We start from the raw sequence: 24,665 nt of genomic DNA, 5'->3' as shown, positions 1-24,665 counted from the left end.
CCCGCTCCGACTGTTGGCAGCACGTTTATTGCACTGGATTCTCGCCGGTTCGCACCTGCCGTTCCAGTGGAATATTCCTCCCTGCGTTTTCCGCGATTCCGCGCCGCGAACATTTCATCCGTCACCCGTGGACAAGGAGCAGTCATGACCGAGATCAGCCAGTCGCACCTGGGCCGGGAGGCCCTGGAGATCGCGCTGTGGCAGACGTCGTACCCCGAACTGGAGGCCGCCGCGAGGTCCGCGCTGCAGGATTTCGACGCGGACAGCAACGCCCAGGGCGTGGGCAACAAGGCGGCGGGGGACAACAGCCTGCTGCCCGACCTGGGTCCGCTGTCGAAGTTCGGTTCGTGGGAGTCGGTCGGCAGCACCATCGTGCACCGGGCGGTGACGCTCAGCGGCTTCAACCCGGGGAGCGAGAAATTCGACCCGGTCGCGTGGAGCGTTTTCCTGCAGAAATTCTCCACGATTCCGTTCTTCCTCACCTACACCTTCGACAACCGTGACGCGTCCATCAGCAAGACGTCGCTGAAAAAGGCCGTCGAAGCGGTGTCGGACCTGGTCGAGAACATCATGACGCCGGAGAACTTCCAAGGCATCGTGACCACCATCCAGAAGATCGGCCAGCTCGCGCTCGAGAACGAGGGGAGAAAACAGAAGAACTCCAACCAGCAGGTCGGGGTCCTGTCACGGCATCAAAGCTCGCTGTACCTCGGAGCCGTCCGGACCGCGGTGGAGATGGAGTACAAATCGGGCAAGGGGTACGAGCAGCTGAATCAGACTATTTACGTCTACCGCGGCTACGGCGTCCTCGATTTCGAGAAGTGCAAGCGCCACGCCGACACGCTGCTCAAGTGGGACGGCCAGGACGTGGACGACTGGGAGAAGGACACGGCCAGCTCCTCGAAACCGCCCAACGAGAGCCCCGCCTGGAAACACTGAGCCGATTCGTCCCGTGTTCCGCGGGCTCCCGGGGTTGCGGCCCCGGGAGCCCCTGACCCCAGGCAGGTCCATGATGTTCCCGCAACCGCAGCCTCCCGAGGGAACGACGGCATCGACCTTCGCCCAAGTCCTCGCCGACAACCTCGGCCATCCGGACGGGGGCTTCACCTTCGCCCACGAGCGCTTCGCGAGCTGGGCAGAGCTGTCGCGGGAAGCTCTGCGCCGCGGGCGGCAGCTGCTCCGGAGCGGCCTGCGCAAGGGAGACCGCGTCGCGCTCATCGTTCCCGAGCAGCAGGAATTCGTCCTCGCTTTCCTGGGCGCGGTCTCGGTCGGCGTCGTCCCGGTCCCGATGAGCCCGCCGATGGGCCTCGGCAAGTTCGAGGCGTACTGCGAGGACTCCGCGCACATCCTCCGCGCCGCGGGAGCACGCGCCCTCCTGATTCCCCGCAGCCTGGCAGACCTGCTGAACCCGCTCGTGCACGCTGTGGCCGGCATGCAGGTCCTCGATCCGGAGGACCTCTTCGCCGAACCCTTGCCGCGCAACGCGCCCCAGTCCGAGGACATCCTTCCCGAGGACGTGATGTTCCTGCAGTTCACCTCGGGAAGCACGGCGGCCCCCAAGGGCGTACGGGTCACGCACGCCAGCGCGCTCGCCAACTGCGCGGCCATCATCGGCGCCCTTCGCCTCGACCGCGGCCGCGACCGGGGCGTGAGCTGGCTGCCGATGTACCACGACATGGGGCTGGTCGGTTTCGTGCTGGCACCGCTGCTGGCGCGCTGCCCGGTGACCTTCCTGCCGACGCTGCGCTTCGCGCTCTCGCCGAGGCTCTGGCTGGAAACGGTGAGCCGTCACCGCGCGACCGTGACCTTCGCGCCGAACTTCGGCCTGGCGTTGGCGATCAAGCACACCCCGGCCGACGAGTTGCGGCAACTGGATCTGTCCTGTCTGAGAGTCGTGGGCTGCGGCGCAGAACCCAACCACCCCGAGACACTACGGTCCTTCGCGACGCACTTCGCGACGGCCGGACTGCGTCCGGGGGCGGTCGTCCCGTGTTACGGCATGGCAGAGGCGACGCTCGCGATCTCGTTCGGCGAGCTCGGAGTTCCGCTCGCCCCAGACGTCATCCAAACGGAGCCGTACCACGCACACAGCCTGGCGCGACCGGCCTCAGCCTCCGAGGAGCACGTGGCATTCGTGCCGTGCGGACGTCCCGTCGCGGGCCACTGCGTCCTCGTCGTGGACGACGACGGCAATCCGCTCCCGGAACGGCACATCGGCGAGGCGGTCTTCCAAGGACCGAGCGTGGCAGCGGGCTATCACGAGGACCCGGAAGCAACTCGGCGAAGCTTCACGACTCGCGGCCTCCGCACGGGGGATTGCGGTTACCTGGCGGACGGCATCCTCTACGTGACGAGTCGGAAGAAGGACCTGCTCATCGTCAACGGGCGCAACCACGACCCCCAGACCGTGGAGTGGACCGCCGCCGAGGTGCCCGGCTTGCGCAAGGGCAACGTCGTCGCCTTCACCCGGCCCGGCCGGTCGACCGAGGAGGTCGTGATCGTCGCCGAACTCCGCGACGGCGACGCCGCCGCAGTGGCGAGGAGGGTCCGCAGCCGCGTCCAGACCATGCTGTCCCTGCCCGTGGCCGACGTCCTCCTGGTGCCGCCAGGGGAACTGCCCAAGACGTCCAGCGGCAAGGTCCGGCGAAACACGACACGACAGCAGTATCTGCAGGGATTTCTCCACCGCGGCGCGCTTTCCGAAGCGCATTGAGCACCCCTTTGGGAGGAGCAACCATGGACACCCGTCTACCCCCGCGAGAGCGAGAACAGCTGTACACCCTGATCCGCGAGAAGCTGGAACTCGGCGGCGCGGAGCTCGACGACATCACGACGGTGGCAGAGCTGCCCGGGGTCGACTCCGTCAAGGTCCTCAGCCTCGTGGGCGCGGTCGAGCTCGGCTTCCGGGTCAACCTGGGCTTCGAGGCGATCCCGCAGGTACGGACGGTGCACGACATCGAGCGCCTGATCTGCGATTCGCGCGAGCAATACGCCGCGCGAGCGTCGTGAGCCGGCCGTGGGCACTTCAAGCGACGAGCAGTCGCGGCGGGAAGCGTTCGAAATCGCCGTGTGGGCGGAGGGCAGGCCGGACGTGCTGGGCTGCGACAGCCGCGACCTCAACCAGGAAGCAGGAGTCGGCAACGCCTGCGGCGGAGACAACACCGGCTTGCCCAGCCTGGGACCGCTGGCCCCCTTCGGTTCGTGGCAGTCGGTGGCCGCCACCATCATGCGCAAGACCGCGGACTCTGCTCGCTTCGACCAGTCGTCGACGATATTCGATCTCTTCCGGTGGATCGTCTTCGGAAACCAGTTCACCACCATGCCGTTCCTCACCGGCATGACCGGAGACAGCCGCAGCGTGTCCATCTCGTCGCTTTCCCTGTCACCGGTCATTTCGGCGGTGACCCAGCTGGTAGGCGGGCTGGTCACCCCGGACACGCTCACCGGCATCGTCAATTCCATCAAGAAGATCGGCCAGCTGGCGGTGGAGAACAAGGGGCTGCAGGAGAAGAACAGCAACGTGCACCAGGGAGTCCTGACGGTGGTGAACGGAAACCTCCGCCTCGGGCGCCTGCAGACGACGGTGCAGATGGAATACAAGACAGGCAAGGGATACCAGCAGCTCAACCAGCACCTGACGGTCAGCCGCCTGTTCGGGAACCTCGACTACGGCCTCTGCATCCGCAACGCCGAGATCCTGCTCGCTTGGGACCGACAGGACGTGGACGAATGGGTGAAGGGCGCTTCGAGTTCTCCCTACCCGCCCAACGACAGCCCCGCGTGGAGCAATTGAGCCTGGCCCACCCGCGCCCGGCTCGCGGGGCTGTCGCGAACGCGGTCGGCCTTGACGGCGCGCCCGAGACCGAGCCGGGCACCTGGCCGAGAGCGTCGCACCGCGTGGCTCGACACGAGTCCATGCGGGACATCCTCTGCAGTTCGTGGCTCCGTTTCCGGCCCGGCCAACGCTCCACGGCTCGCCGCAGCGATCAAGCCAGCTCCGCCGAAATCAGAGATCGAGGACCGTCACGGTCACCTGAGCGACGTCCCCGGGATCGAGCTTCTCCGCCTTGCGTACCGCACGTTTGACCGGCAGCACGTAGCCGCGCGTGCTGTCCGGGAAGATCGACGTCCGCCAGGTCGTGGCGCCGACCCGGACCTGCACGCGCCTCGATCCGAACCCGCGGCGCGGTCCGCCCAGCTCGCGGATCTCGTCCGAGATGTCGCCGGGCAAGCTCACGAAGGTCCAGGTTTCGGTCCGCCGGGCGTCCCAGATCCACAGTTCAGCGTCGAAGTGCACTTCCACGAACTCAGCTTCGCACGCGGCACCGACAAAAACCCGCGGACGGTCAGCGGCCGTAACGACGGTTCCGTCGCGCGTAACTGCGGAGGGCCCGGAGGAAGTCGACCTCGCGGAAGGCGGGCCAGAAGGTGTCGCAGAAGTACAGTTCGGAGTAGGCGCTCTGCCAGACCAGGAAGTTGGACAGACGTTGTTCCCCGCTGGTGCGGATGACCAGGTCGGGGTCGGGTTGCCCGGCGGTGTAGAGATGCCGGGACACGTCTTCCATGGTGATGGTGTCGGCGAGTTCGTTCAGGGTCCCGGCGGCGGCGTGTTCGGTCAGCAGGGCACGCAGCGCGTCGACGACCTCCTGGCGGCCGCCGTAGCCGATGGCCAGCGTGATGTGGTGGCCGGTGTCGCAGTCGCGGGTGACCTCGACAGCGTTCTTCAGCGCGTGCGCGGTGGTGTCGGGCAGGGCGTCGAGAAGACCCGCGACGTGCACCTGCCACCCCGCGTCGGGCTGGGCGAGCTTGTCGGTGATGACCTGCTCGATCAGGTGCATCAGATACGAGACCTCGGCGTCGTCGCGGCGCGCGAGGTTCTCGGTCGAGCAGAGGTAGATCGTCACGTGCTTGACGCCCGCGCGCTCGCACCAGGACAGCAAGGTCTCGACGTGCTCGGCGCCGCGCTTGTGCCCCATGCTGAGGTCGGTCATGCCCATCTGCCGAGCCCAACGGCGGTTGCCGTCCATGATGATCCCGATGTGCCCCGGCAATTCGGCGCCCACGAGCTGTTTCCGCAGCCGGTGCGTGTAAATCCCGTAGATGATTCGCTGGACCGGACCAGGCAGCACGATGCGCACTCCGTTCGCCGTTGTTTCGCGCGGGTTCGCGCCCATAGTAGCCAACTCCGTTTCCCTTCCGCGGACACGGTTCCCCGCAGCGGAAACGCTGCCAGAATTGTCGGCGTAGGTCGGTTTTCGACTGCCTGGCAGGCCCGTTCTCCACAAAATTCTCAGGAAATGTTCGAACGACATCCAGAGGCTTCGGGAAATGTCGCTGTCGCCGCCATCGCGATCGGCAGCGTCCGGGAGCCGCGTTACTGCCTGGCGCGCAACGATCGCGAGCGCGTAGGTTCTCGGCTGGAGGACATGCGTCGCCGGGCTAGGGGAGGAAGCCGTTGGACCTCACGGAGCGGCTGGCAGTAGTCACGACGCTTTTCGAGGCCTACAGAAAGGCACCATTCCCGGCAGGCTTCGATCTGGCGATGCTTGACGCGGACCTAGCCGGTTGTGTCTCCACATGGTTAGTGCAACAAGGTCACCTGGACGACCGGAGATGGAACATTCTCGCCGAATGCGAACAGGACCTCATTCGGGCCATCCCCGAATCGGCCGGTGACAGTCGCGTGTACTGCCAAAGGCTTCTGGACATGGCGGTATTGGTACTCGAGGCGGATTCCCCGTAGCGGCAGCGCCAGCCGACGCACTCCCACTGCGCATGATCCCGCGACAACCGGCCGCGGGATCATGCGCCCAGGATCAGCGACCCTTCTCGTCAGCCCACCACTTCTGCCCAGCCTCCGGCAGCGTCTGGATCGGGTCGTAATACGGGTACTTCCGCTGCAACGCCTCCGGGTCCTCGTGCTCGATCCCGGTCCGGTAGTTCTTCGTCCAGTACGAAATCCCGAGATCCCGGTCGTACTCCGCCAGCTGGTGCACCCATCGCTTCCCGACGTAAGGCACATCGCACACAATCCGCGGCGTCGCATACCCCGGCAAATACCCCATGATCGAATGCTGCAATTCCTGCGCTTCCCAAACGGCAACCCGCCAGTGCTCAGCATTCGGAATCATGTCGCACATATAAAAATAGTAAGGAAGGATATTAGCCTCACCCTGCAAAGCGAAGCAAAGATCCAAAAGCGCAGCCGGAGTAGCGTTGACCCCGCGCATCAGCACGCCCTGGTTCCGCACATCCCGCACCCCGACCTGCAGCGCCGTTCGCGCCGCTTCCGCCACCAGCGGCGTCACCGACTGCGCGTGGTTCACGTGCGTGTGGATAGCCAGGTTCACCCCGCGTGCCTGCGCCGTCAGGGCGACCCGCTGCAGGCCCTCGGTTACCTTGGGCTGCAGCCAGTGCTGCGGGAGCGCCGCGAGGGCCTTCGTCGCCAGGCGGATGTCACGCACCGTCTCGATGTCCATCAGGCGCATCAGGAACGACTCCAACTGCGGCCACGGCACGTTCGCCACGTCGCCGCCCGACACCACCACGTCCCGGACGCCGGGGGTGCGCTTCAGGTAGTCGATCATGGCGTCCTGGCGGTCCACCGGCTTGAGCGCGAGCTTGTGCTTCTCCACCTGCTCGGTCGAGTTGCCGACGAGGTCCATCCGGGTGCAGTGGCCGCAGTACTGCGGGCAGGTCGAGATCATCTCGGCCAGCACCTTCGTCGGGTAGCGGTGGGTGAGCCCCTCGACCACCCACATCTCGGCCTCGTGCAGGGAGTCGCGTTCGGCGTGCGGGTGGCTGGGCCACGCCGGGTGCCGGTCGCTGCGCACGGGAAGCATGTAGCGGCGGATCGGGTCGGCGTAGAACGCCTCGGTGACCTTTGCCGGGTCGGTGCCCGCGTGCGGGGCCATCGTGTTGATCATCTGCGGCGGCAGCAGCATCGACATCGTGGCCATCTCGCGCTGGTCGGCGATCAGGTCCTCGTAGAACCGGTCCTCCAGCAGATCGCCCATGAGGGCCCGCAGCTGCTTGACGTTGCGCACGCAGTGCACGCGCTGCCACTGGGCGTCCCGCCACTCTGCTTCGGTCACGTCGTGCCAGCCGGGGAAGCGGCGCCAGTCGGGTTCGGCCAACTCGGCGCGGACGTACTCGTACGGCTGGTCGAAGGCGGCGGCAGTCGGCACAGGTTCCTGGATCGCAGTCATCTGTACTCCTAGTCGTCGGGAACGCGTGAAAATATCCTGCCATAACGTTAGTCGACCGTAAATCTTTCTGCACGCTGACCCGGTCTGCCCTGCTCGGGGGACCAGGCGGGAGACTCGGGGAGTGAACGACAGCACCACGCTCCTGCTCGGCGGCCGCGTCTACACCCCGTCCTCGCCCGACGCGACCGCGATGGCGGTTTCCGGCGGCACCGTGGTGTGGGTCGGCCAGGACGCGCCTGCCCGCGCGCTGCACCCGGACGCCGAGGTCGTCGACCTGGGCGGGGCGTTCGTCGCGCCGGCGTTCGTGGACGCGCACGTGCACGCGACCTCCACCGGCCTGCACCTGACCGGTCTCGACCTGACCGCCGTCCGCAGCTCCGCCGAACTCCTCGCCGCGGTGCGCGACGCCGTCGTTCCCGGGCAGGTCCTGCTCGCGCACGGCTGGGACGAGTCGTCCTGGACCGAGCAGCGGCTGCCGAGCCGCGCCGAGCTGGACGACGCCGCCGGGGACACGCCCGTCTACCTGAGCCGGGTCGACGTTCACTCCGCGCTGGTCTCGACCGCGCTCGCGAAACTCGCGCCGGGCGTCGAGTCCAAGGCGGGATGGTCCGCCGACGGCCCGCTCACCCGCGACGCCCACCACCTCGTCCGCGGAGCCGCCCGAGACGCGATCACCCGAGCGCAGCGTCAGGCAGCCCAGCGCGCGTTCCTGACGACGGCTGCCGCGCGCGGGATCGTCTCGGTGCACGAATGCGCGGGCCCGGACATCTCCGGCGAGGAAGACTTCGCCGACCTCCTCGCGCTGGCCGGCCCGACGCTGCCCGAGGTCGTCGGCTACTGGGGCCAGCTGAACGGCCTCGACACCGCCCGCCGCCTGGGCGCGCACGGCGTCGCCGGAGACCTTTTCGTGGACGGCGCGCTCGGCTCCCGCACCGCGGCCCTCACTTCGCCGTACTCCGACGAGCCCGGCACCTCCGGCTCGCTCTACGCCGACGCCGGGGTCATCGCCGACCATCTCGTGGCCTGCACCGAAGCCGGGCTGCAGGCGGGCTTCCACGTCATCGGCGACGCCGCCGTCGGCGAGGTGGTCGAGGGATTCCGGCTCGCCGAGAAGCAGGTCGGCCAGCGTCCCCTCGCCGCGCGGCATCACCGGGTCGAGCACCTGGAGATGGTCACTGCGGAGCAGGCGCGCGCGCTCGCCGGCTGGGGCGTCGTCGCGTCCGTGCAGCCGCTCTTCGACGAAGCCTGGGGCGGCACCTCCGGCATGTACTCCGAACGGCTCGGCGACCGGGCGGCAGCGCTGAACCCCTTCGCGCAGCTGGCCGCCGAGGGAGTCGTGCTCGCCTTCGGCAGCGACGCCCCGGTGTGCGCGGTCGACTCGTGGGCTTCCGTACGCGCCGCCGTGCATCACCACACGCCCGAAGCGCGCCTGTCCGCCCGCGCCGCGTTCACCGCCCACACCCGCGCCGGACACCGCGCGGCGGGCGTCAACGACGGCGTGACCGGCAGCCTCGTCCCGGGCGCGCCTGCGCACTACGCGATCTGGGACGCGGCCGACCTCGTCGTCGCCACCGCCGACAGCCGCGTGCAGCGCTGGTCCACCGATCCGCGTTCGGGCGTGCCGCCGCTGCCGCGGCTGGAGCCGGGCACTCCGCTGCCGCGCTGCCTGCGCACGGTCCGCGGCGGCACGGTCATCTACGACGAGTTCACACCGGCCGCTTAGAGTTCCGGGTGTGGCAGTGAGCGTGGCGGACGCCGATTCGGGCGTTCCGCACAAGACCAAGCGAAAGCGGGCGTGGAAGCCCTGGCTGGCGCGCGTCGCGGCGACGGCGGCGACCGGCTACGGCTACTACCTCAGCTTCGCGCCGCGCCCGCTGTGGTGGCTGGCCCCGATCGCGTTCGCCGCGTTCGCGCTGCTCCTTCGCGGACGGTCGTTCCGCGGCGCGTTCGGGTACGGCTTCGTGTTCGGCATGGCGTTCTTCGTGCCGCTGCTGGTGTGGCTGCAGGACTTCCTCGGCCGCGACTTCGGGCCGCTGCCGTGGCTGGCGCTGTCGTTCGCGCTGTCGCTCTACTTCGGACTCGCCGGATGGCTGATCCGGGTCGTGGCGCGGCTGCCGCTGGCGCCGCTGTGGGGCGCGCTGGTGTTCGTCGCGCTGGAGACGCCGCGCACGTGGTTCCCGTTCGGCGGGTTCCCGTGGGGCCGGGTCGCGTTCAGCCAGCCCGAGGGCGCGTTCCTGTCGCTCGCGTCGGTCGGCGGCGCGCCGCTGGTCGGTTTCGCCGTCGTGCTCACCGGTTTCGGCCTCGCCGCGCTGCTCGGCAGGCTGTGGCGCACGCGCAAAGCCTGGGACCGCGCGCTGGTCTGGCCCGCCGTGTTCACCGTGCTTCCCGCCGCGGCCGGGCTCGCGGTGTGGCCGACGATCGGCACCGAGGCGCAGGACGGTTCGCTCACCGTCGGTTCCGTGCAGGGCAACGCGCCGGACATCGGGCTGGCTCTGCAGGGCCAGCGCGGGGTGCTGCGCGCCAACGCCCTCGCCGAGAGCGCGCGGCTGCTGCAGAAAGTCCAATCAGGACAGGCGCCGAAGCCGGATCTGCTGCTGTGGCCGGAAACCTCGACCCCGCTCGACGGCGACGACCCGGGCGTCGACCAGGTGGTGTCGGCCTTCGGGGCCCCGGCGATCATCGGCGCGCTCGTGCGCACCCCGGACGGGGCGGCGGAGAACTCCGCGGTCGTCTGGGACCCGAACACCGGGCCGGGGCAGCGGTACGTCAAACAGGATCTGGTGCCCTTCGGCGAGTACGTGCCCGCGCGCGCCGTCGCACGGCTGGTGACGCCGTTCATCGACGACACCCGCGACATGCGTCCCGGCGACGGCTCCAACGCCGCCCTGTCGGTCGCGGGCACCAAGATCGGCGTGTTCATCTGCTACGAATCGGCCTTCGACGGCCCCGCCCGCGACGCGACCGACGCGGGCGGCGAACTGCTCGTCGTGCCGACCAACAACGCGTGGTACGGGCCGGGGGAGATGAGCTACCAGCAGCTGGCGATGGCGCGGCTGCGCGCGGTCGAGCACGGGCGCGCGGTGGTGGTGTCGGCGGTGTCCGGGGTGAGCGCGCTGGTCGCCCCGGACGGGACGATCACCAGCTCGACCGGGCTTTTCACGGCGGATGCCCTGGTCGGGCGCGTGCCGCTGCGCACGCAGACTACGCTGTCGGATCGAATCGGTGCGTGGACGGAGTACGGACTGCTGGCGTTGGCGATCGCGGGTGTCGCCGGCGGGTTCGTGCTCCGTTTTCGCACCCGGCGCGGCGAAGCAGCGACGGCCGCGAAGACGGGGACCACAGCAGGGGAAGCGGCGGGCTGACCCGCCGGATGCGGAGGAGACGGATGGCGCAGGCGCCGCGGGGGGCCGAAACGATCGAACCGGTGCTGGTGGTGATCCCGACCTACAACGAGCGGGACAACCTCGGCCCGGTGCTGGACCGGCTCCACAAGGCACTCCCGGACGTCGACGTGCTCGTCGTCGACGACGGCAGCCCGGACGGCACCGGCGAGCTGGCCGACGAGCGCGCGGCCGCGGACAAGCGGGTGCACGTGCTGCACCGCACCGCGAAGGAAGGCCTCGGCAAGGCCTACATCGCCGGGTTCCATTGGGGGATGGAGCGCGGCTACGCGACGTTCGTGGAGATGGACGCCGACGGCTCGCACGCGCCGGAGGACCTGCCGCGGCTGCTGGACGCGGTCGGCGACGCGGACCTGTCGATCGGGTCGCGGTACGTGCCCGGCGGCAGCACGGTGAACTGGCCGCTGCGCCGGACGCTGCTCTCGCGCGGGGCGAACCTGTACTCGCGGATCGCGCTGGGGATCAAGGTCGCGGACATGACCGCCGGGTTCCGCGCGTACCGGCGCCCGGTGCTGGAGAAGCTGGCGCTGAACGAGGTCGCCTCGCACGGCTACTGCTTCCAGATCGACCTCACGCGCCGCACCGCGGACGCCGGGTTCGACATCGTCGAGGTGCCGATCACCTTCACCGACCGGGAGATCGGCGTGTCGAAGATGAGCGGCGGCATCATGTCCGAGGCGTTCTTCCGGGTCGCGGAGTGGGGCGTGCAGCGCCGCCTGGCCCAGCTGAAGAAGCTGCTGGGCCGGGGCTGAGCGGCGGCTACTTCAGGACGCGGTAGGTGAGGTGTTCGGCGCCCGGCGTCGACACCGCACCGAGCGGCTCCAGCCGCACCGGCCCGGGATTTCCCTGGGGGAACAACGGGGTTCCGCCGCCGAGGACGATCGGCGCGAGGTGGATCCGCAGCACGTCCGCCAGCCCGGCGTACAGGACCTGCGACGCGATCGACCCGCCGCCCATCACGACGACGTCCTTGTCGCCCGAGGCCGCGCGCGCCTGCTCGACCGCCTGCTCGACGCCGTCGGTGACGAACCGGAACCGCTCGCCGAGGCGCACCTCGCGGGGCCGTGCGTGGGTGACGACGAAGACCGGCGGGGCGACGGTCTGGTCTTCGTCGTAGCCGTAGCCGATCTCGTCGTTCCAGCCCTGCGGCCCGTCGACGACGTCGAAGGTGCTGCGGCCCATCACCACGGCGCCGGTTTCGGTGAACGACCGGTGCAGGATCTCCGAATCGCGCGGCGTCGGCTCGGACACCCAGGCGTGCAGCGGTTCGCCGCCGACGCCGAGACCGTGTTCGGGATCGGCTCCCGGCCCGGTGACGTAGCCGTCCAGCGACATCGAGATGTCCACGACCACCCGGCTCGTGCCCGGCCGCTCCGCGTCGCGCGCGAGTTCGCCGAGCCGGTCCATCGAATCGCGGATCCCGCGTTCCATCCCGCTCGCGACCATGGCGTCGCGGGCCTCGACGCTCGGGAACACCGACCGGGCCCGCAGCCGCGTCCGCCCGTCGAGTTCCTCGAAGATCAGGGTCTCCAGGCTGACCTGGCCGGGCGCGCCCTCGTACTCGAAGGTCTGGACTATCCGCTCGGCTCTCTCCACGGAATGGAAGACGCCGCGGAAGAGGTGCTCGCTGCCGTCGGTATCGACATGCGCGTAGCGGTACGCCCCGCCGGAATGCGGGTCGAACTCGAGGAGCCGCATCTCGACGTCGCGCGGGCCGAGCCAGCGGGTGATCAGGTCGGGGTCGGTGTAGGCGCGGAAGAGCCGCGCGGGCGTCGCGTCGAACTCGCGGACGACCTCGACGAACGGGCTGCCGGGCTGGGCGGTGATGGTGGTGGGGTTCATCGGTCCTGCTCCTTGGTCTCTTCGAGAAGGCTGTCGAGGCGGCGGAACTCGCGTTCGCGGGTGAGCCGGTAGGTGTCGATCCAGCTGGTCAGCTCTTCGAGAGCGGCGGCGTTGAGGTGGCACGGGCGGCGCTGGCCGTCGCGGCTGCGCGTGATGAGCCCGGCCGCCTCCAGCACCTGGACGTGCCGCGACACGGCTTGCTTCGTCACCGGGAACGGCTCGGCCAGCTCGTTCACCGTCGCCTCGCCGCGCGACAGCCGGGCGATCAGCGCGCGCCGGATGGGGTCGCCCAGCGCGGTGAAGGCCCGGTCCAGCCGGTCCTCGACGTTGTCAACGGACATCTTTATCAACTGATCTCTTTATCAAGCAGTACGTTGACAATAAGCCCGTCGCGTCGCCAGGGCAAGGGTCCGACGGGATTCAGCTCTTGCGCACCGAGGTCGTCTCGACATCAACCGCTTCGCCGTTCGCGGCGACCGGCGCGAGCAGCGGGATCGGCTGCCCGGCGTCGTCGACCAGCACGGAGTGGTCTTCGCCGGGGGAGAAGGCGTGCCGCTCGCCCCACTGCCGGAGCGCGACGACGACGGTGAACAGGTCGCGGCCAGCCGGTGTGAGCGAGTAGATCTGCCGTTTGCCGGATTCCGCGGTCTGCCGGTCGAGGACGCCGCGTTCGACCAGGCGGCGCAGCCGGTCGGTGAGGATGTTGCGGGCGATGCCGGTGCTCTGCTGGAAGTCGGTGAACGCCCGCGCGCCGTCCATCGCGTCGCGGACGATCAGCAGGCTCCACCGGTCGCCGACGAGGTCGAGGGTGCGGGCCACCGGACACGACGGGTCGGTCCAGGCCGGGGTGCCGTCCACGCTCGCGGGCCTCCTTGATGAGTTGCTCTTTGAAACCATTCTGCCGTACGGTGCGATTAGTTGCAATTCGCTACTGATTGGGGGACTCATGGGCCTGACCACGGGCCGCCGGACGGTGTTCGCCGCGGTGTGCGCGGTCGCCGTCGCGAGCATTTACGCCGCTCAGCCGGTGCTGGCCGAGATCGGCGCGGACCTGGGCGTGCCGGACGCCGGCCTGGGCTGGATCGTCGCCGCCGGACAGCTCGGCTACCTCGGCGGTCTCGCCGCGCTCGTCCCGCTGGGCGACCTCGTCGACCGGCGCACACTCATCGCCGCCCATCTGCTGCTGACCGCCGCCGGAGCCGGATTGGCCGCCGCAGCAAGCCAAACCTGGCTGCTGCTGGCCGGCCTGGTGCTCGCGGGACTGTTCGCGGTGGTCGTGCAGACGACGGTCGCCTACGCCGCCGCACTGTCCACTCCGGACGAACGCGGCCGCACCCTCGGCGTCGTGACGTCCGGGGTCGTCATCGGCATCCTGGGCGCCCGCGTCGCCGCCGGAGCGCTGGCCGAACTGTGGGGGTGGCGCAGCGTCTACGTCGCGCTCGCGGTGCTGCTGGTGACGCTCGCCGGTCTCGTGCTGAAGACGATGCCGCCGGATCCGCGCCGCGACGGCACGACGTACCGGCAGGTGCTGGGCTCGCTAGGCGGGCTGTTCCGGGAACCGCTGTTCCTCTCGCGGGGCTTGATCGCGTTCTTCCTGTTCGCGTCGTTCGGCGCGCTGTGGAGCGGTCTGTCGCTGCCGCTCGCCGCGGACCCGTGGAACTTGAGCACCGCGCAGATCGGCTTGTTCGGACTCGTGGGCTTGGCAGGTGCGCTCGGGGCCGCCCGTGCCGGACGCTGGGCCGACCGGGGACGCGCGAGCCTGGTCACCGGCGGAGCGCTGGTCCTGCTGGCGGTGTCCTGGCTCGCGGTCGGGCAGCCGTCGCTGTGGTTGCTGGGGCTGGGGGTGCTGGTGCTCGATTTCGCCGTGCAGGCAGTGCATGTCAGCAATCAGCACCTGCTCACCGCGGCGCATCCGGACCGCACCAGCAGCGTCATCGGCGGGTACATGATCTTCTACTCGCTCGGCTCCGCACTGGGCGCGACCGCGACGACCACCGCGTTCGCCGCGGCGGGCTGGACCGGCTCCGCCGTGCTGGGCGCGGCGTTCGCCGGGTGCGCGTTCGCGGTGTGGGCCTGGGCTAGGGCCGGTGCTCGGCGGCTGTCGTCGCGAACGCCTTGACAAGCGCGGTTTCCCCGGCGCTGCGCCACATCAGCCCCCACCGGGCAGGCGGGGTGTCGCGGAAGGGCACGAACGCGATGCCCGGCCGGGCGAAGTACTCCGCGGCGTGCGCGGCGAGCGGGCAGATCCCTTCGCCCGCGCCGATGACCAGCAGAAGTTCCTGAAACGTGCGGTAGGCGCGCCCGCGGGCGATCGGAACGCCCGCGGGCGTCGTCCACGGCTCGGGCGGCTCCCGCCAGTAGGCGGGCGGCGGGTGCGCGGCGCGCAGGACCGTGTCGCGGCCGAGGTCCTCGAGCGTGACGAACTCCCGGCGGGCGAACGGATGCCCGGACGCGACGGCGAGCACCATCGGCTCGGTGTGCACGACCGGTCCCGTCGTGATCGACGGCTCGGCGACCGGCAGCAGCACCACGGCCAAGTCGGCTTCGCCGGAACGAAGCGTGGCGAGCGGGTCCTCGAACGGAGCCTCGCTGATGTCGACCTCGCAGCCCGGATACCGGGCCCGGAAGGCGGCCGTGACGTCGGACATCAGATTCGCCACCGCCGGAGCCTCGAAGGCGAGCCGCAGGACGCCTTCGACACCGCGCCCCGCCGCGACCGCGCGCTCGATCCCGGCCAACAGCTGCCGGTAGGCGGGCCGGATGTCGGCCTCCAGCGTGCGGCCGATCGGGGTCAGCGAGACCCGCCTGCTGGTGCGGTCGAACAACCGGGCTCCGATCCGGCGCTCCATCGTCTTGACCGACTGGCTGACCCGCGCCTGCGACACCCGCAGCCGCTCCGCGGTCCGGCCGAAGTGCAGTTCCTCGGCGAGCGCGAGGAAAACCTCGATGTCCCGGTGTTCCACCCGCGCCTCCGATCGATAACCCAGAGCTTATCAACCGATCCGGACTTCTCCGTTGTTCGCCCAGCTCAGCGGCGGAAAAGTGGACCTTGTCCAGCCCGCTCCACCCCGGAGGAACCGATGTCGCACCCCACCCTGATCCGCGCCGCCGAGGCCGAAGTCCTGTCGGATGCTCCCGGCAGCCTGATCGCCCTGCTGGCCGACTCCGGCGCCACCGGCAACCGGTTCACCGCCAACCGCGCCGCCCTGGACGAGGGCGTCTTCGGCACGCCCGCGCACTTCCACACCCGCGCGACCGAGTTCTTCTACGTCCTCGGCGGCGCCCTGCAGGTCCTGGTCGGCGACGAACTGCACACCCTGGAGACCGGCGATTTCCTCGCGGTTCCGCCGACTGTCCCGCACGCCTTCGGCCCGGCCGCGGGCTCCGCCGCCGACGTCCTGGTGGTCTTCACCCCCGGGATGGACCGCTTCGGCTACTACCGGCTGCTCGACCGTGTCGCCCGCGGCGAGGCGGACCCGAAGGAGATCGCCGCTTCCGCCGAGCAGTACGACAACCACTACGTCGACAGCCCCCGGTGGCGGCAAGCCCGCGCCGATGCGGCGGCCTGATCCGCGCGGTGCGGACCGTCGGCGAGACGCGAGCACCGCCGGAGAGGTGCCGCGGACGCGGAACGGCCCCCGCGGGGGGAGGTCGCGGGGGCCGTTCCTGTTCGGTGGTGGGAGCCAGCTACTGGCCGAGGCTCAAGCGGACCGGCTGGTCCGGCGTCCCTTGAGCTCGGCGAGACGTTCGTTCAGCAGGTCCTCGAGCTCGGGGATGGAGCGGCGCTCCAGCAGCATGTCCCAGTGGGTCCTGGGGGGCTTGACCTTTTTTTGCTCGGGCTGCCCGCCGTCGACGATCTCGGATTCGCTGCCGTGCAGGCGGCACTCCCACACCGTCGGGATCTCGGCGTCGTCGGAGAACGGCACCTCGAACTCGTGGTTCTTGGGGCAGGAGTAGCGCACGGTACGGCGCGGAGCGAGGTCGTGATTGCGGTCGGTCTCGTAGCTGACCGCTCCCAGCCGGCTTCCACGGAGAACACGGTCGGCCATAGTGGGATTCCTTTCAGTCAGCTCCGGGTGGAGCCAGGGTGATGCTCACCCTATGCAACGAACGAGGCGTCCGGGGGATTCCCGGCACGCCATGTCGCTGCTCACGATGAGCTGCGTCACCCGTGGTCTTCAGCTTCCTCCAGAGGGAGTCTTTTCGCCCTCTGACGTGACGCGGATACCGCCTTCTTAGTGCGGATATCCCCCAGTCGGGCTAGTTAGGTTAGCTCTAGGACAACCGTAACTGACCGTGCTGGGCAGCGGCGGGTCCCAGATCCCCCGAGCGGAAGTGGCGACGGCACAGTACCTGATAACGGACCGTGACCGTTTCGGCATCAGACCGTGCTGAAGCTGAAGGTTCAACTACGGAGTGTTCGGTATCTGCCACCACAACGGTGTCTCCGTCACGGAGAATCACGTCGTCGCGGACCCGCGCGTTGAACCGGCCGGGCAGCCCGCACCAGCAGAGCACCTCGACCTGGACCGGCTGGAGCTCGTCGGCGATCTCGAACAGCCGGGCGGCCCCGGGGAACAGCCTGCTGCGGAAATCGGTCGCGATGCCGAAGCAGTAGACGTCGATGCCCGCCTCGTCGGCGAGTTCGGCGAGCTGGTCGACCTGCGCGGGGGAGAGGAACTGCGCCTCGTCCACGATCACGTAGTCCACGTGCTGCCCGCTCGCCCACTGCTCGCGCACCAGATCCCGCAGGTCGGTGCCGGTCGCGACCTCGGTCGCGCGCCGCGCGATGCCGATCCGGCTGGTGATCTGCGGCGCGCCGGACCGGTCGTGGCGGACCAGCACGAGACCGCGCCTGCCCTGGCGCGCGTGGTTGTGGTCGATCTGCAGCGCGAGCGTCGACTTCCCGCAGTCCATCGGGCCGTAGCAGAACTTCAGCCGTCCCCGGGCCGGACCGTTGCGCCGGGCCCCGGCGGGCGGGGCCGCGGAAAGCGCGTCGGTGGGGTCGTCGAGCACAACGTCGTCTGCAGCGGTCACGACGACCGACCCTATCTGGGCCTCACAGCACCTCCGGCGGACGGTTGCCGGCGGCCGCGATCGCGCGCCGGACCGGCACCAGCGCGACGAACACGAAGCCGAGCACGAAGAACACCACGAGCGCGATGATCGCCAGCCGGAACGACCCGGTCGCCTGCCCGACGCCGGCGAACACCAGCGGCCCGAGCCACGACGTGCCCTTCTCGCCGACGACGTAGAGGGAGTAGTACTGCGCGTCCTTCCCGGCCGGGATCATTTGGCTGAACAGCGACCTGGCCAGCGCGTTCGTCCCGCCGAGCACGAGCCCGATGCCGATCGCGACGGCGAAGAACTGCAACGGCTGCCTCGGCTGCACGAAGTACGCCCCGCCCAGCACCACGACCCACAGCACGAGACTGACCAGGATCGTTCGCTTCGCGCCGAGGCGGCGCGCGAGCAGGCCGTGCAGGACGCCGCCCGCGTAGGCGAGAAACTGGATCACCAGGACCGTGACGATCAACACCTCGTCGGAGAACCGCAGCTCGTCCTTCCCGTACTGCGCCGAAACCGTGACGACGGTGTTGATCCCGTCCGCGAAGAGCAGGTAGCTGCCGAGGAAGGCGAGCGTGAGCGGATACGCCTTCGCCTCGCCGAGCGTCTGGCGCAGTTCGCGGAAACCGGCGCGCAGCACCGAGACGCCGCGCGCGGTCGCGGTCGGGACGTGGACGCGGGGGAGCCGGCGCAGGGTCGGGATGGTGAAGAGGGCCCACCAGATCCCCGAGGTCAGGAAGCAGATCCGCACCGCGAGGCCGGTGTCGATGCCGAGGGACTCGCGGCTGAGGTAGAAGGCGAGCTGCAGCGCGAGCGCGAGCCCGCCGCCGAGATAGCCGAACGCCCAGCCCTTCGCCGAAACGTCGTCTCGCTCGTCCGGCGTCGCGATGTCCACCAGGAACGAGTAGTAGACGACCAGCGAACCGCCGTACCCGATGTTGGCGAGGATGAACAGCGCCGCGCCCAGCTGCCAGTCCGAACCGGCCATGAAGAACATCAGCGCCGACGCCGCCGCGCCCAGCACCGCGAACCCGCCGAGGATCTTGCGCTTGTTGCGGCTGCGGTCGGCCACCGCGCCCGCGATCGGCAGCACCAGAACCTGCACGATCGTCGCCACCGACAGCAGGTAACCCCACAGCGAACCGGCGGGGAAGTGGAGGCCGAACAGCGACACGTCGCAGTGGTTGAGCTTGTCGTCCGCCCCGGACGCGTTGAGACAAGCCCTGTCCCCGTTAAGGGTGATGTTCTGCTTCGCGTCCGCGGCCGCGACGGTGCTCATGTACAGCGCCCCGAACACCGTCGTGACTGACGAATAGAACGGCGAGTTGGCCCAGTCGTAGAAGTACCAGCCCCACCGTTCCCGCTTGCTGTCCCGGGTCTCGGCCAGCGTCATCCACGACTCCTCGAATCGGTGCGAATCTCCAGGTCGCGCCGGACATTACTGCCGCGGGGGCGACCGGTACCGCCGAAGGGGGCAAACCGTGTCCGGTTCGTCGCTTCCGGTTTGCGCCACGCCGCGCGGCGGAACGCGCGACACGCCGGGCCGGGCGTGTCGCTGCCGGGATTTCCGGGCGTGTCATGTGAGACTGCTGAGCGTGGTGTGACTCTTGTGGTCGATGGGTCGCGTGCTTAGTGTGCGTGGCATGACCAACCGCGTTCGCACTGCCAGACGGGCCGCCGCCAGAGCCTTGCTGCTCGTCGTCGCCGTCCTCGGCATGGAACTCGTCGTCACCGGCGCCGCCTCCGCGGACCCCGCCTCGGGCACCTGGGCCAAGCTCCGCATGTGCGAGTCGAGCGGCCGCTACTCGATCAACACCGGCAACGGCTACTACGGCGCCTACCAGTTCGACCTCCCCACCTGGCGCAGCGTCGGCGGCCAGGGCCGCCCCGACCAGGCCAGCCCCCGCGAGCAGGACTACCGCGCGCTCTACCTGTACCGGATGCGCGGCTGGCAGCCCTGGGAATGCGGCGGCATGCTCGGCCTGTCCAACGACGGCGACGCCCGCAGCAAGCGCGTCCCCTCCTGGGAGGAAGCCGCGTACATCGGCGGCGGCGGACTGCCGGCCCCGCCCGCGCCCAAGCCGCAGCCCGCCCCGCCGCCGGGACCGCCCGGCGCAACGCCCGCGTGGCCCGGCCTCGTCTACGCCTACGGCGACTGCGCGCCCGCACTGCGCACGTTCCAGCTGCGGATGAACGCCTTCGGCTACGGCTTCACCGGCACCGGCTGCTACTACGACAAGACCCGCACCGCGGTGCTGGACCTGCAGCGCGCCAACGGCATCAACGACTCGGGCCGGCTGGGTCCGAAGACGTGGAAGGCAGCGTGGGAAGGCAAGGCTCCGCGCTGACCCGCCCCGCCTCCGCGTAGCGCGCGGCGAGCTGCCGGAACGCTTCCTTCAGTTCGGCCGGGCCGACGACCTCGACGTCGGCGTCGACCCGGCCGAACGAGGCGGCCAGCCCGCGCCACGACCAGGCGCCGAGGCTCACCCGGCACCGGTCCGGCCCGAGCGCCTCGATGACGCCGTCGGCCAGGTAGCTCGCCGCTTCCGTCGCCGGGAGCCGCAGGATCACCTCGCCGCGGCAGGGCCATTCGCCGGACAGATCCGTCCCGCGGAACCGCGCGGCCACGAACGCGGCGACATCGGACAGCCCGCGCTCGGCGAACTTCGGCCCCGTGGGCGTGCGCGGCGTGATCCGGTCCGCCCGGAAGATCCGCCAGTCCTCGCGATCGAGATCCCACGCGACCAGATACCAGCGCTGACCCCACGTGACGAGATGATGCGGCTCGACGCGCCGGGGCGGCGTATCCGTTGGCGCGTAATCGAACCGCAGCACCTCCCGGGCGCGCACAGCGGCGCTCAACGCGACGAGGGTGTGCGGATCCGCGCTGGGCGCCGGACGTTCGACGGCGGTGAAGCTCAAGGCGTCCACCCGGTGCCGAAGCCGCGCGGGCATCACTTGCCGCACGGTCTGCAACGCCCGCTTGGCCGCTTCCTCGATCCCCGCTCCGGTCGCCGCCTGCAACGCGATCGCCAGCGCGACCGCCTGGTCGTCGTCGAACAGCAACGGCGGAAGCCGCGCGCCGGCGTCCAGCCGGTAACCGCCGTCCGGCCCCTTCGTCGTGACGATCGGATAACCGAGCTCCCGCAACCGATCCACGTCCCGGCGCACCGTGCGGGCTGACCTCCAGTCGCTCGGCCAGCAGCGCACCCGGCCAGTCCCGCCGAGCCTGAAGCAACGAGAGGAGCGACAACAGCCGCGCGGAGGTCTTCGGCACGTCGTCGATCCTGCCTCACGTAGCGGTCAGCTCCTGTCCGCTACTTCCACGCACCCCGCTCCCGCAGCACCTCGCGCAGCAGATCCGGCCGATCCGTCACGATCCCGTGCACGCCGAGGTCCAGCAGCGTCCGCATCTCGTCCGCGTCGTCGATCGTCCACGTGTGCACCTCGAACCCGCGCCGCACCGCCGACTTCACGAACGCCTCGTCGACCACCTTCAACGGCCCCTGCCGCACCGGAACCTGCGCGAGCCAGCCCGCCGAGAACCGGCTGATCTGCAGCAGCGGCACCCAGCCGTTCGCCCACAGCAGGAACGCCGACCGCGGCCCCATCGCGGTCAGCAGCTCCGGCCCGGCCAGCCGCCGCAGCCGAGCCAGCCGGGAGTCCGAAAAGGACGCCGCCGCGACCCGCCCGACCGCACCGGTCCGCTGCAGCGTCCGCACGAACGGGACCACCGCGCTGTCGGCCTTCACGTCGATGTTGAAAAACGCCTCCGGCAGCTCTTCAAGGAGATCCTCCAGCCGCGACAACGGCGCCCGCCCGTCGATCTTGACGTCCTTGAGCTGCGCCCACGTCTGGGTCGCGATCGCCCCGCGCCCGTCGGTCGTGCGGTCGAGCGTCGCGTCGTGATGGACGACCACCACCCCGTCCGACGTGGCGTGCACGTCCGTCTCGAGATAGCGGTACCCCTCGGCGGCCGCGCGCTGGAACGCCGGCAGCGAGTTCTCCAGCCCCTCGAGGTCGCCGATGTGCCAGCCGCGGTGGGCGAAGGCGCGGGGGAGCGAGTCGGCGAGGTACGGAAACGGTGGGCGCATGGTTCCAGTCTGCGCCATCGGTGTGGCCCCGTCGTGAGAACGTGATGGACAGCTAGAGTCCGGCGGGTGAGGGAACTGGCCGAACACGCCCTGACCGGCGACGAACGCGTCGTGCCGCGCCGCACGAACGCCCCGAAACACTGCGGCTGGTGCGGACGCCGCCTGCCCGAAGCAGGCAACGTCGGACGCCGCAGGCGCTACTGCGGGCAGTCCTGCCGACAGCGCGCCTACGAACGCCGGACCGCCCTGCAGCGCAGCGGCCTGCCCGAGGACGCCGTCGTCCTGTCGGACACCGAGATCGCCGCCCTGCAGGACCGCCTCTTCCAGCTGCGCTGCGCCGCGGAGGACATCGTGACGGCTGCTCAGGATGGCGCGTCAGCGGGCGAGCTGCGGCAGCTCGCGGAGGACATCGCCGCGGCGGCGAAGGATCTCGAACAGCTCCGCTGATCTTGTTCTTGCACTGAAAAGTACCCTCTGACCTGCTGTCTATTTTCTGTTATGCCAATTGACACAAGCTGCGCGGGTGCTCTAGCGTTCCCGCCATGAACGAACCCCGAGGGCGCGGCAGGCCCCGCAAAAACCCCGCGGCCCCGGCCCGCTGGACGCCCCCGGAAGGCTGGTCGCGCCTCGTCGCCTGGATCTCCCCGGAGGAGAAGAAGGCACTGAAACACGTCGCCGTCGAAGCGGACGTGTCAGTGGCAGACCTCGTCCGGTCGCTGGCAAGCGGACTGGCCGAGGGCGTCATCAGCCACGACGAATTACTGGGGCACATCAGGAGAGGCAACCAAGTCATGGAGAAAATCCCCACGCTCTTCGAACGCGACGAGCGTTTCCAGGTGGTCGACCGGCCCCGCGCCGAATGCGCATGGGTCTTCGACGGAGCCGGAGTGGGGACCGAGAAACTCGACGGCACCAACGTCCGCCTGACCGTCCGCTCCGGCCTCCTGGTCCGCGTCGAAAAGCGCCGAAACCCAAACAAAACCCAGAAACAGCAAGGCATCGTCGACGGCTGGTACGTCGACACCGACGAAACCTCCGCCGACGACAAGTGGATCCTCGCCGCGGCCGGGAACACCGACGTCTCGCAATGGCCGGACGGCGAGCACCCGTGCGAGGCACTCGGACCGCGCATCCAGGGGAACCCGCTGGCGCTGCCGGACCACCTGTGCGTGCCGTTCGACTTCCAAGCGCCCACGGTGCTCGACGTCCCGCGCAGCTACCAGGGACTGCGCGAGTTCCTGACCACTTTGGACAGCAAATTCTCGCCAGGGCACCTCGCGGAGGAGATCGTGTTCCACCACCCGGACGGGCGGCGGCCGAAAATCAAGCGCAAGGACTTTCCCCGGAGTGCGGCGGCTGCCTGAATTCGAGTTGACCTTCCAGCGGGTGGAAGGTGCAGATTGAGGCCATGGATGAGGCGAACGACCGCTACACCATCGGAGAGCTCGCTCGCCGCACCGGCCTGTCCACGCGCACGATCCGGTTCTGGTCCGACAACGGAGTACTGCCGCCCGCGGAACGGTCCGCGGGCGGCTACCGGCTCTACCGCGCCGACGCGGTCGGTCGCCTGCACCTGGCCCGGACACTCCGCGAACTCGGGCTGGGCCTCGACTCGGTACGCGAGGTGCTCGACCCGCCAATCGACGCTGGCCGAAGTCGCCGAGAGCCACGTCGAGGCTCTCGAAGCCCAGATCCAGCTCTTGCGGCTGAACCGCGCGGTCCCTGCGCAACGCCCTCAGCCGGGACGACAAGACCGAAGAACTCGCTCTGATGCACGAACTCGCCCGATTGCCCGCTCACGAACGGCAACAGCTCATCGACGGCTTCGTCGACCGCGTCTTCGCCGACATCGACGACCCGGACGCTCTGGTCATCGCCGAGTTCATGCGAGAGATGCCACCGCGGCTGCCCGCCGATCCGACTTCCGCTCAGGTGGACGCCTGGATAGAACTGGCCGAACTCGTCTCCGACGACGACTTCCAGCACACCATGCGGCAGATGGTGCTGCGCGGAGGATCCGACAACCGCATCGAGTTCGGCCTCACCGTCCGGCCGGTGATCCTCGAGCACGCGCGCCCGGCGGTCGAGAAGGGGATCACAGCGGGATCAGCGGCCGGGCGGGCGATTCTCGACCGCATCGTGCCCGCCGATCTCAGCGACAGCGAGTCGCAGGCGCTGCTCGAATGGCTCGACCTGGTCGCCGAGCCGCGTGTTGAACGCTACTGGGAGCTGCTGAGCCTGATCGACAACCGCTCGCCGGAGCCGAGCAGCGTGCCTGCTTTCGCCTGGGTCGCCGCCGCTTTGCGCGCACACCGATAACCCGGACACCGAGCCGCGCCTGTCGTCAAGCCTGGGCAACACGTCCTGTCGCTGTACCGCACCTGCGCAGGACATTACGAGAGCGCTGCCCGACCGCCTGCTCAGCAGTGCCGGACATAGGGGAGAGGCTGATATCGGTCCTCGCCCCGCGACGTGTCGGCAGTGAGCCGCACCAACATCTGCGCGGCTCACTGCCGACACGTCATGCCTCCAGGCTCAGCTCGCCTGCTACGCAAGCTGGTGATCAGGCACCGGACGAACCTCGCTCACGACTGCGGAAGTTCCGCCGTTTTCGCCAGGTTCTCCAGCGACGCCGCCAGCTTCTCCGCCGTTATGGTGCGGGCGCGAGCGTTCCGCATCGTGTCGTCCGGGTCGAGGTTCGACCAGTCATAGGTGTGCGTCACCTCCGTACGCGTCGCGCCAAGCGGGTTCAGTTCCCAGCGCCACAGATGCCCCGGAGGCTGCTTGCCCGCTTCCGACGGACGCCACGCCACCCGGCGCGCCTCCTCGAACTCCACGATGTGGTTCTCCCGGACCCAGCCGTTCGTGAGCGTCGTCGTGAACACGTCGCCGACCGCGTGGACGCGCTGGCCCGGCTTCGACTCGGCCAGGTTGTCGTTGCCGTCCCAGCTCGGCTGCTGCGACGGGTCGGCGATCAGCTCGAAAATCCGCTCGGCGGGGGCCTCGATCTCACGGCTGGCGCGCACGACGCGCGAGGGTTCGTCAGTCACGCG

27 protein-coding genes and 1 pseudogene are annotated in these 24,665 nt (G+C 69.5%); 15 read left to right on the top strand and 13 right to left on the bottom strand.

The annotated features are described in order from the left end of the window. Positions 1 to 144: 144 nt before the first annotated feature. The 4 genes from DMP23_RS17285 to DMP23_RS17270 all read left to right on the top strand — a co-directional run bounded on the left by DMP23_RS17285 (position 145) and on the right by DMP23_RS17270 (position 3,793). The gene (locus DMP23_RS17285) at positions 145 to 939 is read left to right on the top strand and encodes a hypothetical protein (protein ID WP_037806263.1); all 795 of its coding nucleotides are present in this window, start codon (positions 145 to 147) and stop codon (positions 937 to 939) included. A gap of 70 nt (positions 940 to 1,009) precedes the next feature. Further along, a complete protein-coding gene (locus DMP23_RS17280; protein WP_337821702.1) occupies positions 1,010 to 2,713 on the top strand; it encodes a fatty acyl-AMP ligase in 1,704 nt (567 codons plus the stop codon). 23 nt (positions 2,714 to 2,736) lie between these two features. Next, complete coding sequence (locus tag DMP23_RS17275; RefSeq protein ID WP_337821701.1) at positions 2,737 to 3,009, top strand: acyl carrier protein; 273 nt, start codon at positions 2,737 to 2,739, stop codon at positions 3,007 to 3,009. A gap of 7 nt (positions 3,010 to 3,016) precedes the next feature. After that, positions 3,017 to 3,793, top strand: a complete 777-nt coding sequence (locus tag DMP23_RS17270; protein ID WP_337821700.1) for a hypothetical protein — start codon at positions 3,017 to 3,019, stop codon at positions 3,791 to 3,793. Positions 3,794 to 4,006: 213 nt separating this feature from the next. Here the strand turns inward: DMP23_RS17270 and DMP23_RS17265 are convergent, their stop codons facing one another. After that, positions 4,007 to 4,303, bottom strand: coding sequence for a DUF1905 domain-containing protein (locus tag DMP23_RS17265; protein WP_336159699.1), 297 nt, complete (start codon positions 4,301 to 4,303; stop codon positions 4,007 to 4,009). Between the two features lie 43 nt (positions 4,304 to 4,346). Beyond that, on the bottom strand, positions 4,347 to 5,174 hold the full coding sequence (gene uppS / locus DMP23_RS17260) for a polyprenyl diphosphate synthase (protein WP_337821699.1): 828 nt from the start codon (positions 5,172 to 5,174) through the stop codon (positions 4,347 to 4,349). A 281-nt stretch (positions 5,175 to 5,455) separates the two neighbouring features. On the opposite strand from uppS, the gene DMP23_RS17255 reads away from it, so the two are divergent. Next, the gene (locus DMP23_RS17255) at positions 5,456 to 5,743 is read left to right on the top strand and encodes a hypothetical protein (protein WP_337821698.1); all 288 of its coding nucleotides are present in this window, start codon (positions 5,456 to 5,458) and stop codon (positions 5,741 to 5,743) included. Positions 5,744 to 5,816: 73 nt separating this feature from the next. Here DMP23_RS17255 and DMP23_RS17250 read toward each other — a convergent pair whose 3' ends face one another. Continuing rightward, positions 5,817 to 7,208, bottom strand: coding sequence for a KamA family radical SAM protein (locus DMP23_RS17250; RefSeq protein WP_037806195.1), 1,392 nt, complete (start codon positions 7,206 to 7,208; stop codon positions 5,817 to 5,819). A 121-nt stretch (positions 7,209 to 7,329) separates the two neighbouring features. Here DMP23_RS17250 and DMP23_RS17245 point away from each other — a divergent pair, with 121 nt between their 5' ends. The 3 genes from DMP23_RS17245 to DMP23_RS17235 are packed head-to-tail and all read left to right on the top strand — an operon-like array spanning position 7,330 to position 11,361. Next, positions 7,330 to 8,931 carry an amidohydrolase gene (locus DMP23_RS17245; protein WP_337821697.1) on the top strand — a complete coding sequence of 534 codons (1,602 nt, stop codon included), beginning with the start codon at positions 7,330 to 7,332 and terminating at the stop codon, positions 8,929 to 8,931. Positions 8,932 to 8,941: 10 nt separating this feature from the next. Then, positions 8,942 to 10,570, top strand: coding sequence for an apolipoprotein N-acyltransferase (gene lnt / locus DMP23_RS17240; RefSeq protein WP_337821696.1), 1,629 nt, complete (start codon positions 8,942 to 8,944; stop codon positions 10,568 to 10,570). A 23-nt stretch (positions 10,571 to 10,593) separates the two neighbouring features. Beyond that, on the top strand, positions 10,594 to 11,361 hold the full coding sequence (locus tag DMP23_RS17235; protein WP_037806192.1) for a polyprenol monophosphomannose synthase: 768 nt from the start codon (positions 10,594 to 10,596) through the stop codon (positions 11,359 to 11,361). 7 nt (positions 11,362 to 11,368) lie between these two features. Here the strand turns inward: DMP23_RS17235 and DMP23_RS17230 are convergent, their stop codons facing one another. From DMP23_RS17230 to DMP23_RS17220, 3 genes are all read right to left on the bottom strand, one after another. Beyond that, positions 11,369 to 12,451 carry an SRPBCC domain-containing protein gene (locus tag DMP23_RS17230; protein WP_337821695.1) on the bottom strand — a complete coding sequence of 361 codons (1,083 nt, stop codon included), beginning with the start codon at positions 12,449 to 12,451 and terminating at the stop codon, positions 11,369 to 11,371. Continuing rightward, positions 12,448 to 12,792: an ArsR/SmtB family transcription factor gene (locus DMP23_RS17225; RefSeq protein WP_037806190.1), complete on the bottom strand. Its 345-nt coding sequence runs from the start codon at positions 12,790 to 12,792 to the stop codon at positions 12,448 to 12,450. The genes DMP23_RS17230 and DMP23_RS17225 overlap by 4 nt, the downstream gene beginning before the upstream one ends. A 79-nt stretch (positions 12,793 to 12,871) precedes the next feature. After that, a complete protein-coding gene (locus tag DMP23_RS17220; RefSeq protein ID WP_337821694.1) occupies positions 12,872 to 13,348 on the bottom strand; it encodes a winged helix-turn-helix transcriptional regulator in 477 nt (158 codons plus the stop codon). 49 nt (positions 13,349 to 13,397) lie between these two features. On the opposite strand from DMP23_RS17220, the gene DMP23_RS17215 reads away from it, so the two are divergent. Next, positions 13,398 to 14,570, top strand: coding sequence for an MFS transporter (locus tag DMP23_RS17215; RefSeq protein WP_337821693.1), 1,173 nt, complete (start codon positions 13,398 to 13,400; stop codon positions 14,568 to 14,570). Here DMP23_RS17215 and DMP23_RS17210 read toward each other — a convergent pair. Next, complete coding sequence (locus tag DMP23_RS17210) at positions 14,530 to 15,414, bottom strand: LysR family transcriptional regulator (RefSeq protein ID WP_337821692.1); 885 nt, start codon at positions 15,412 to 15,414, stop codon at positions 14,530 to 14,532. The two genes, DMP23_RS17215 and DMP23_RS17210, sit on opposite strands and share 41 nt — an antisense overlap. A gap of 117 nt (positions 15,415 to 15,531) precedes the next feature. Here DMP23_RS17210 and DMP23_RS17205 point away from each other — a divergent pair, with 117 nt between their 5' ends. After that, positions 15,532 to 16,020, top strand: coding sequence for a cupin domain-containing protein (locus DMP23_RS17205; protein ID WP_337821691.1), 489 nt, complete (start codon positions 15,532 to 15,534; stop codon positions 16,018 to 16,020). A gap of 132 nt (positions 16,021 to 16,152) precedes the next feature. Here DMP23_RS17205 and DMP23_RS17200 read toward each other — a convergent pair whose 3' ends face one another. The 3 genes from DMP23_RS17200 to DMP23_RS17190 all read right to left on the bottom strand — a co-directional run bounded on the left by DMP23_RS17200 (position 16,153) and on the right by DMP23_RS17190 (position 18,911). Further along, on the bottom strand, positions 16,153 to 16,500 hold the full coding sequence (locus DMP23_RS17200; protein WP_009078445.1) for an RNA polymerase-binding protein RbpA: 348 nt from the start codon (positions 16,498 to 16,500) through the stop codon (positions 16,153 to 16,155). A gap of 226 nt (positions 16,501 to 16,726) precedes the next feature. Next, a complete protein-coding gene (locus DMP23_RS17195) occupies positions 16,727 to 17,488 on the bottom strand; it encodes a thymidine kinase (RefSeq protein WP_043838668.1) in 762 nt (253 codons plus the stop codon). A 22-nt stretch (positions 17,489 to 17,510) separates the two neighbouring features. Next, positions 17,511 to 18,911 carry an MFS transporter gene (locus DMP23_RS17190; RefSeq protein WP_134728296.1) on the bottom strand — a complete coding sequence of 467 codons (1,401 nt, stop codon included), beginning with the start codon at positions 18,909 to 18,911 and terminating at the stop codon, positions 17,511 to 17,513. 250 nt (positions 18,912 to 19,161) lie between these two features. Between DMP23_RS17190 and DMP23_RS17185 the strand changes: the two genes are divergently transcribed. Further along, positions 19,162 to 19,866 carry a transglycosylase family protein gene (locus DMP23_RS17185; protein ID WP_051728517.1) on the top strand — a complete coding sequence of 235 codons (705 nt, stop codon included), beginning with the start codon at positions 19,162 to 19,164 and terminating at the stop codon, positions 19,864 to 19,866. On the opposite strand, the pseudogene DMP23_RS17180 reads toward DMP23_RS17185, so the two are convergent. Further along, positions 19,799 to 20,795, bottom strand: a pseudogene (locus DMP23_RS17180) (helix-turn-helix transcriptional regulator). The gene DMP23_RS17185 and the pseudogene DMP23_RS17180 overlap by 68 nt on opposite strands. A 40-nt stretch (positions 20,796 to 20,835) precedes the next feature. After that, positions 20,836 to 21,612, bottom strand: coding sequence for a glycerophosphodiester phosphodiesterase family protein (locus tag DMP23_RS17175; RefSeq protein WP_037806670.1), 777 nt, complete (start codon positions 21,610 to 21,612; stop codon positions 20,836 to 20,838). Between the two features lie 66 nt (positions 21,613 to 21,678). Here DMP23_RS17175 and DMP23_RS17170 point away from each other — a divergent pair, with 66 nt between their 5' ends. The 4 genes from DMP23_RS17170 to DMP23_RS17155 all read left to right on the top strand — a co-directional run bounded on the left by DMP23_RS17170 (position 21,679) and on the right by DMP23_RS17155 (position 23,931). Beyond that, positions 21,679 to 22,059, top strand: coding sequence for a hypothetical protein (locus tag DMP23_RS17170; protein WP_051173084.1), 381 nt, complete (start codon positions 21,679 to 21,681; stop codon positions 22,057 to 22,059). A 95-nt stretch (positions 22,060 to 22,154) separates the two neighbouring features. Further along, complete coding sequence (locus DMP23_RS17165) at positions 22,155 to 22,976, top strand: hypothetical protein (RefSeq protein WP_337821690.1); 822 nt, start codon at positions 22,155 to 22,157, stop codon at positions 22,974 to 22,976. A 44-nt stretch (positions 22,977 to 23,020) separates the two neighbouring features. After that, a complete protein-coding gene (locus tag DMP23_RS17160; RefSeq protein ID WP_337821689.1) occupies positions 23,021 to 23,383 on the top strand; it encodes a helix-turn-helix domain-containing protein in 363 nt (120 codons plus the stop codon). Next, complete coding sequence (locus tag DMP23_RS17155) at positions 23,383 to 23,931, top strand: hypothetical protein (protein WP_337821688.1); 549 nt, start codon at positions 23,383 to 23,385, stop codon at positions 23,929 to 23,931. The genes DMP23_RS17160 and DMP23_RS17155 overlap by 1 nt, the downstream gene beginning before the upstream one ends. A 266-nt stretch (positions 23,932 to 24,197) precedes the next feature. Here the strand turns inward: DMP23_RS17155 and DMP23_RS17150 are convergent, their stop codons facing one another. Continuing rightward, positions 24,198 to 24,662 carry an SRPBCC family protein gene (locus DMP23_RS17150; RefSeq protein WP_337821687.1) on the bottom strand — a complete coding sequence of 155 codons (465 nt, stop codon included), beginning with the start codon at positions 24,660 to 24,662 and terminating at the stop codon, positions 24,198 to 24,200. Positions 24,663 to 24,665: the final 3 nt, after the last annotated feature.

This window comes from Amycolatopsis sp. A1MSW2902 (assembly GCF_017312175.1).
GTDB lineage: Bacteria > Actinomycetota > Actinomycetes > Mycobacteriales > Pseudonocardiaceae > Amycolatopsis > Amycolatopsis nivea.
The sequence above is the reverse complement of the archived record's forward strand: the minus strand, read 5'-3'. Positions and strand labels throughout refer to the sequence as shown.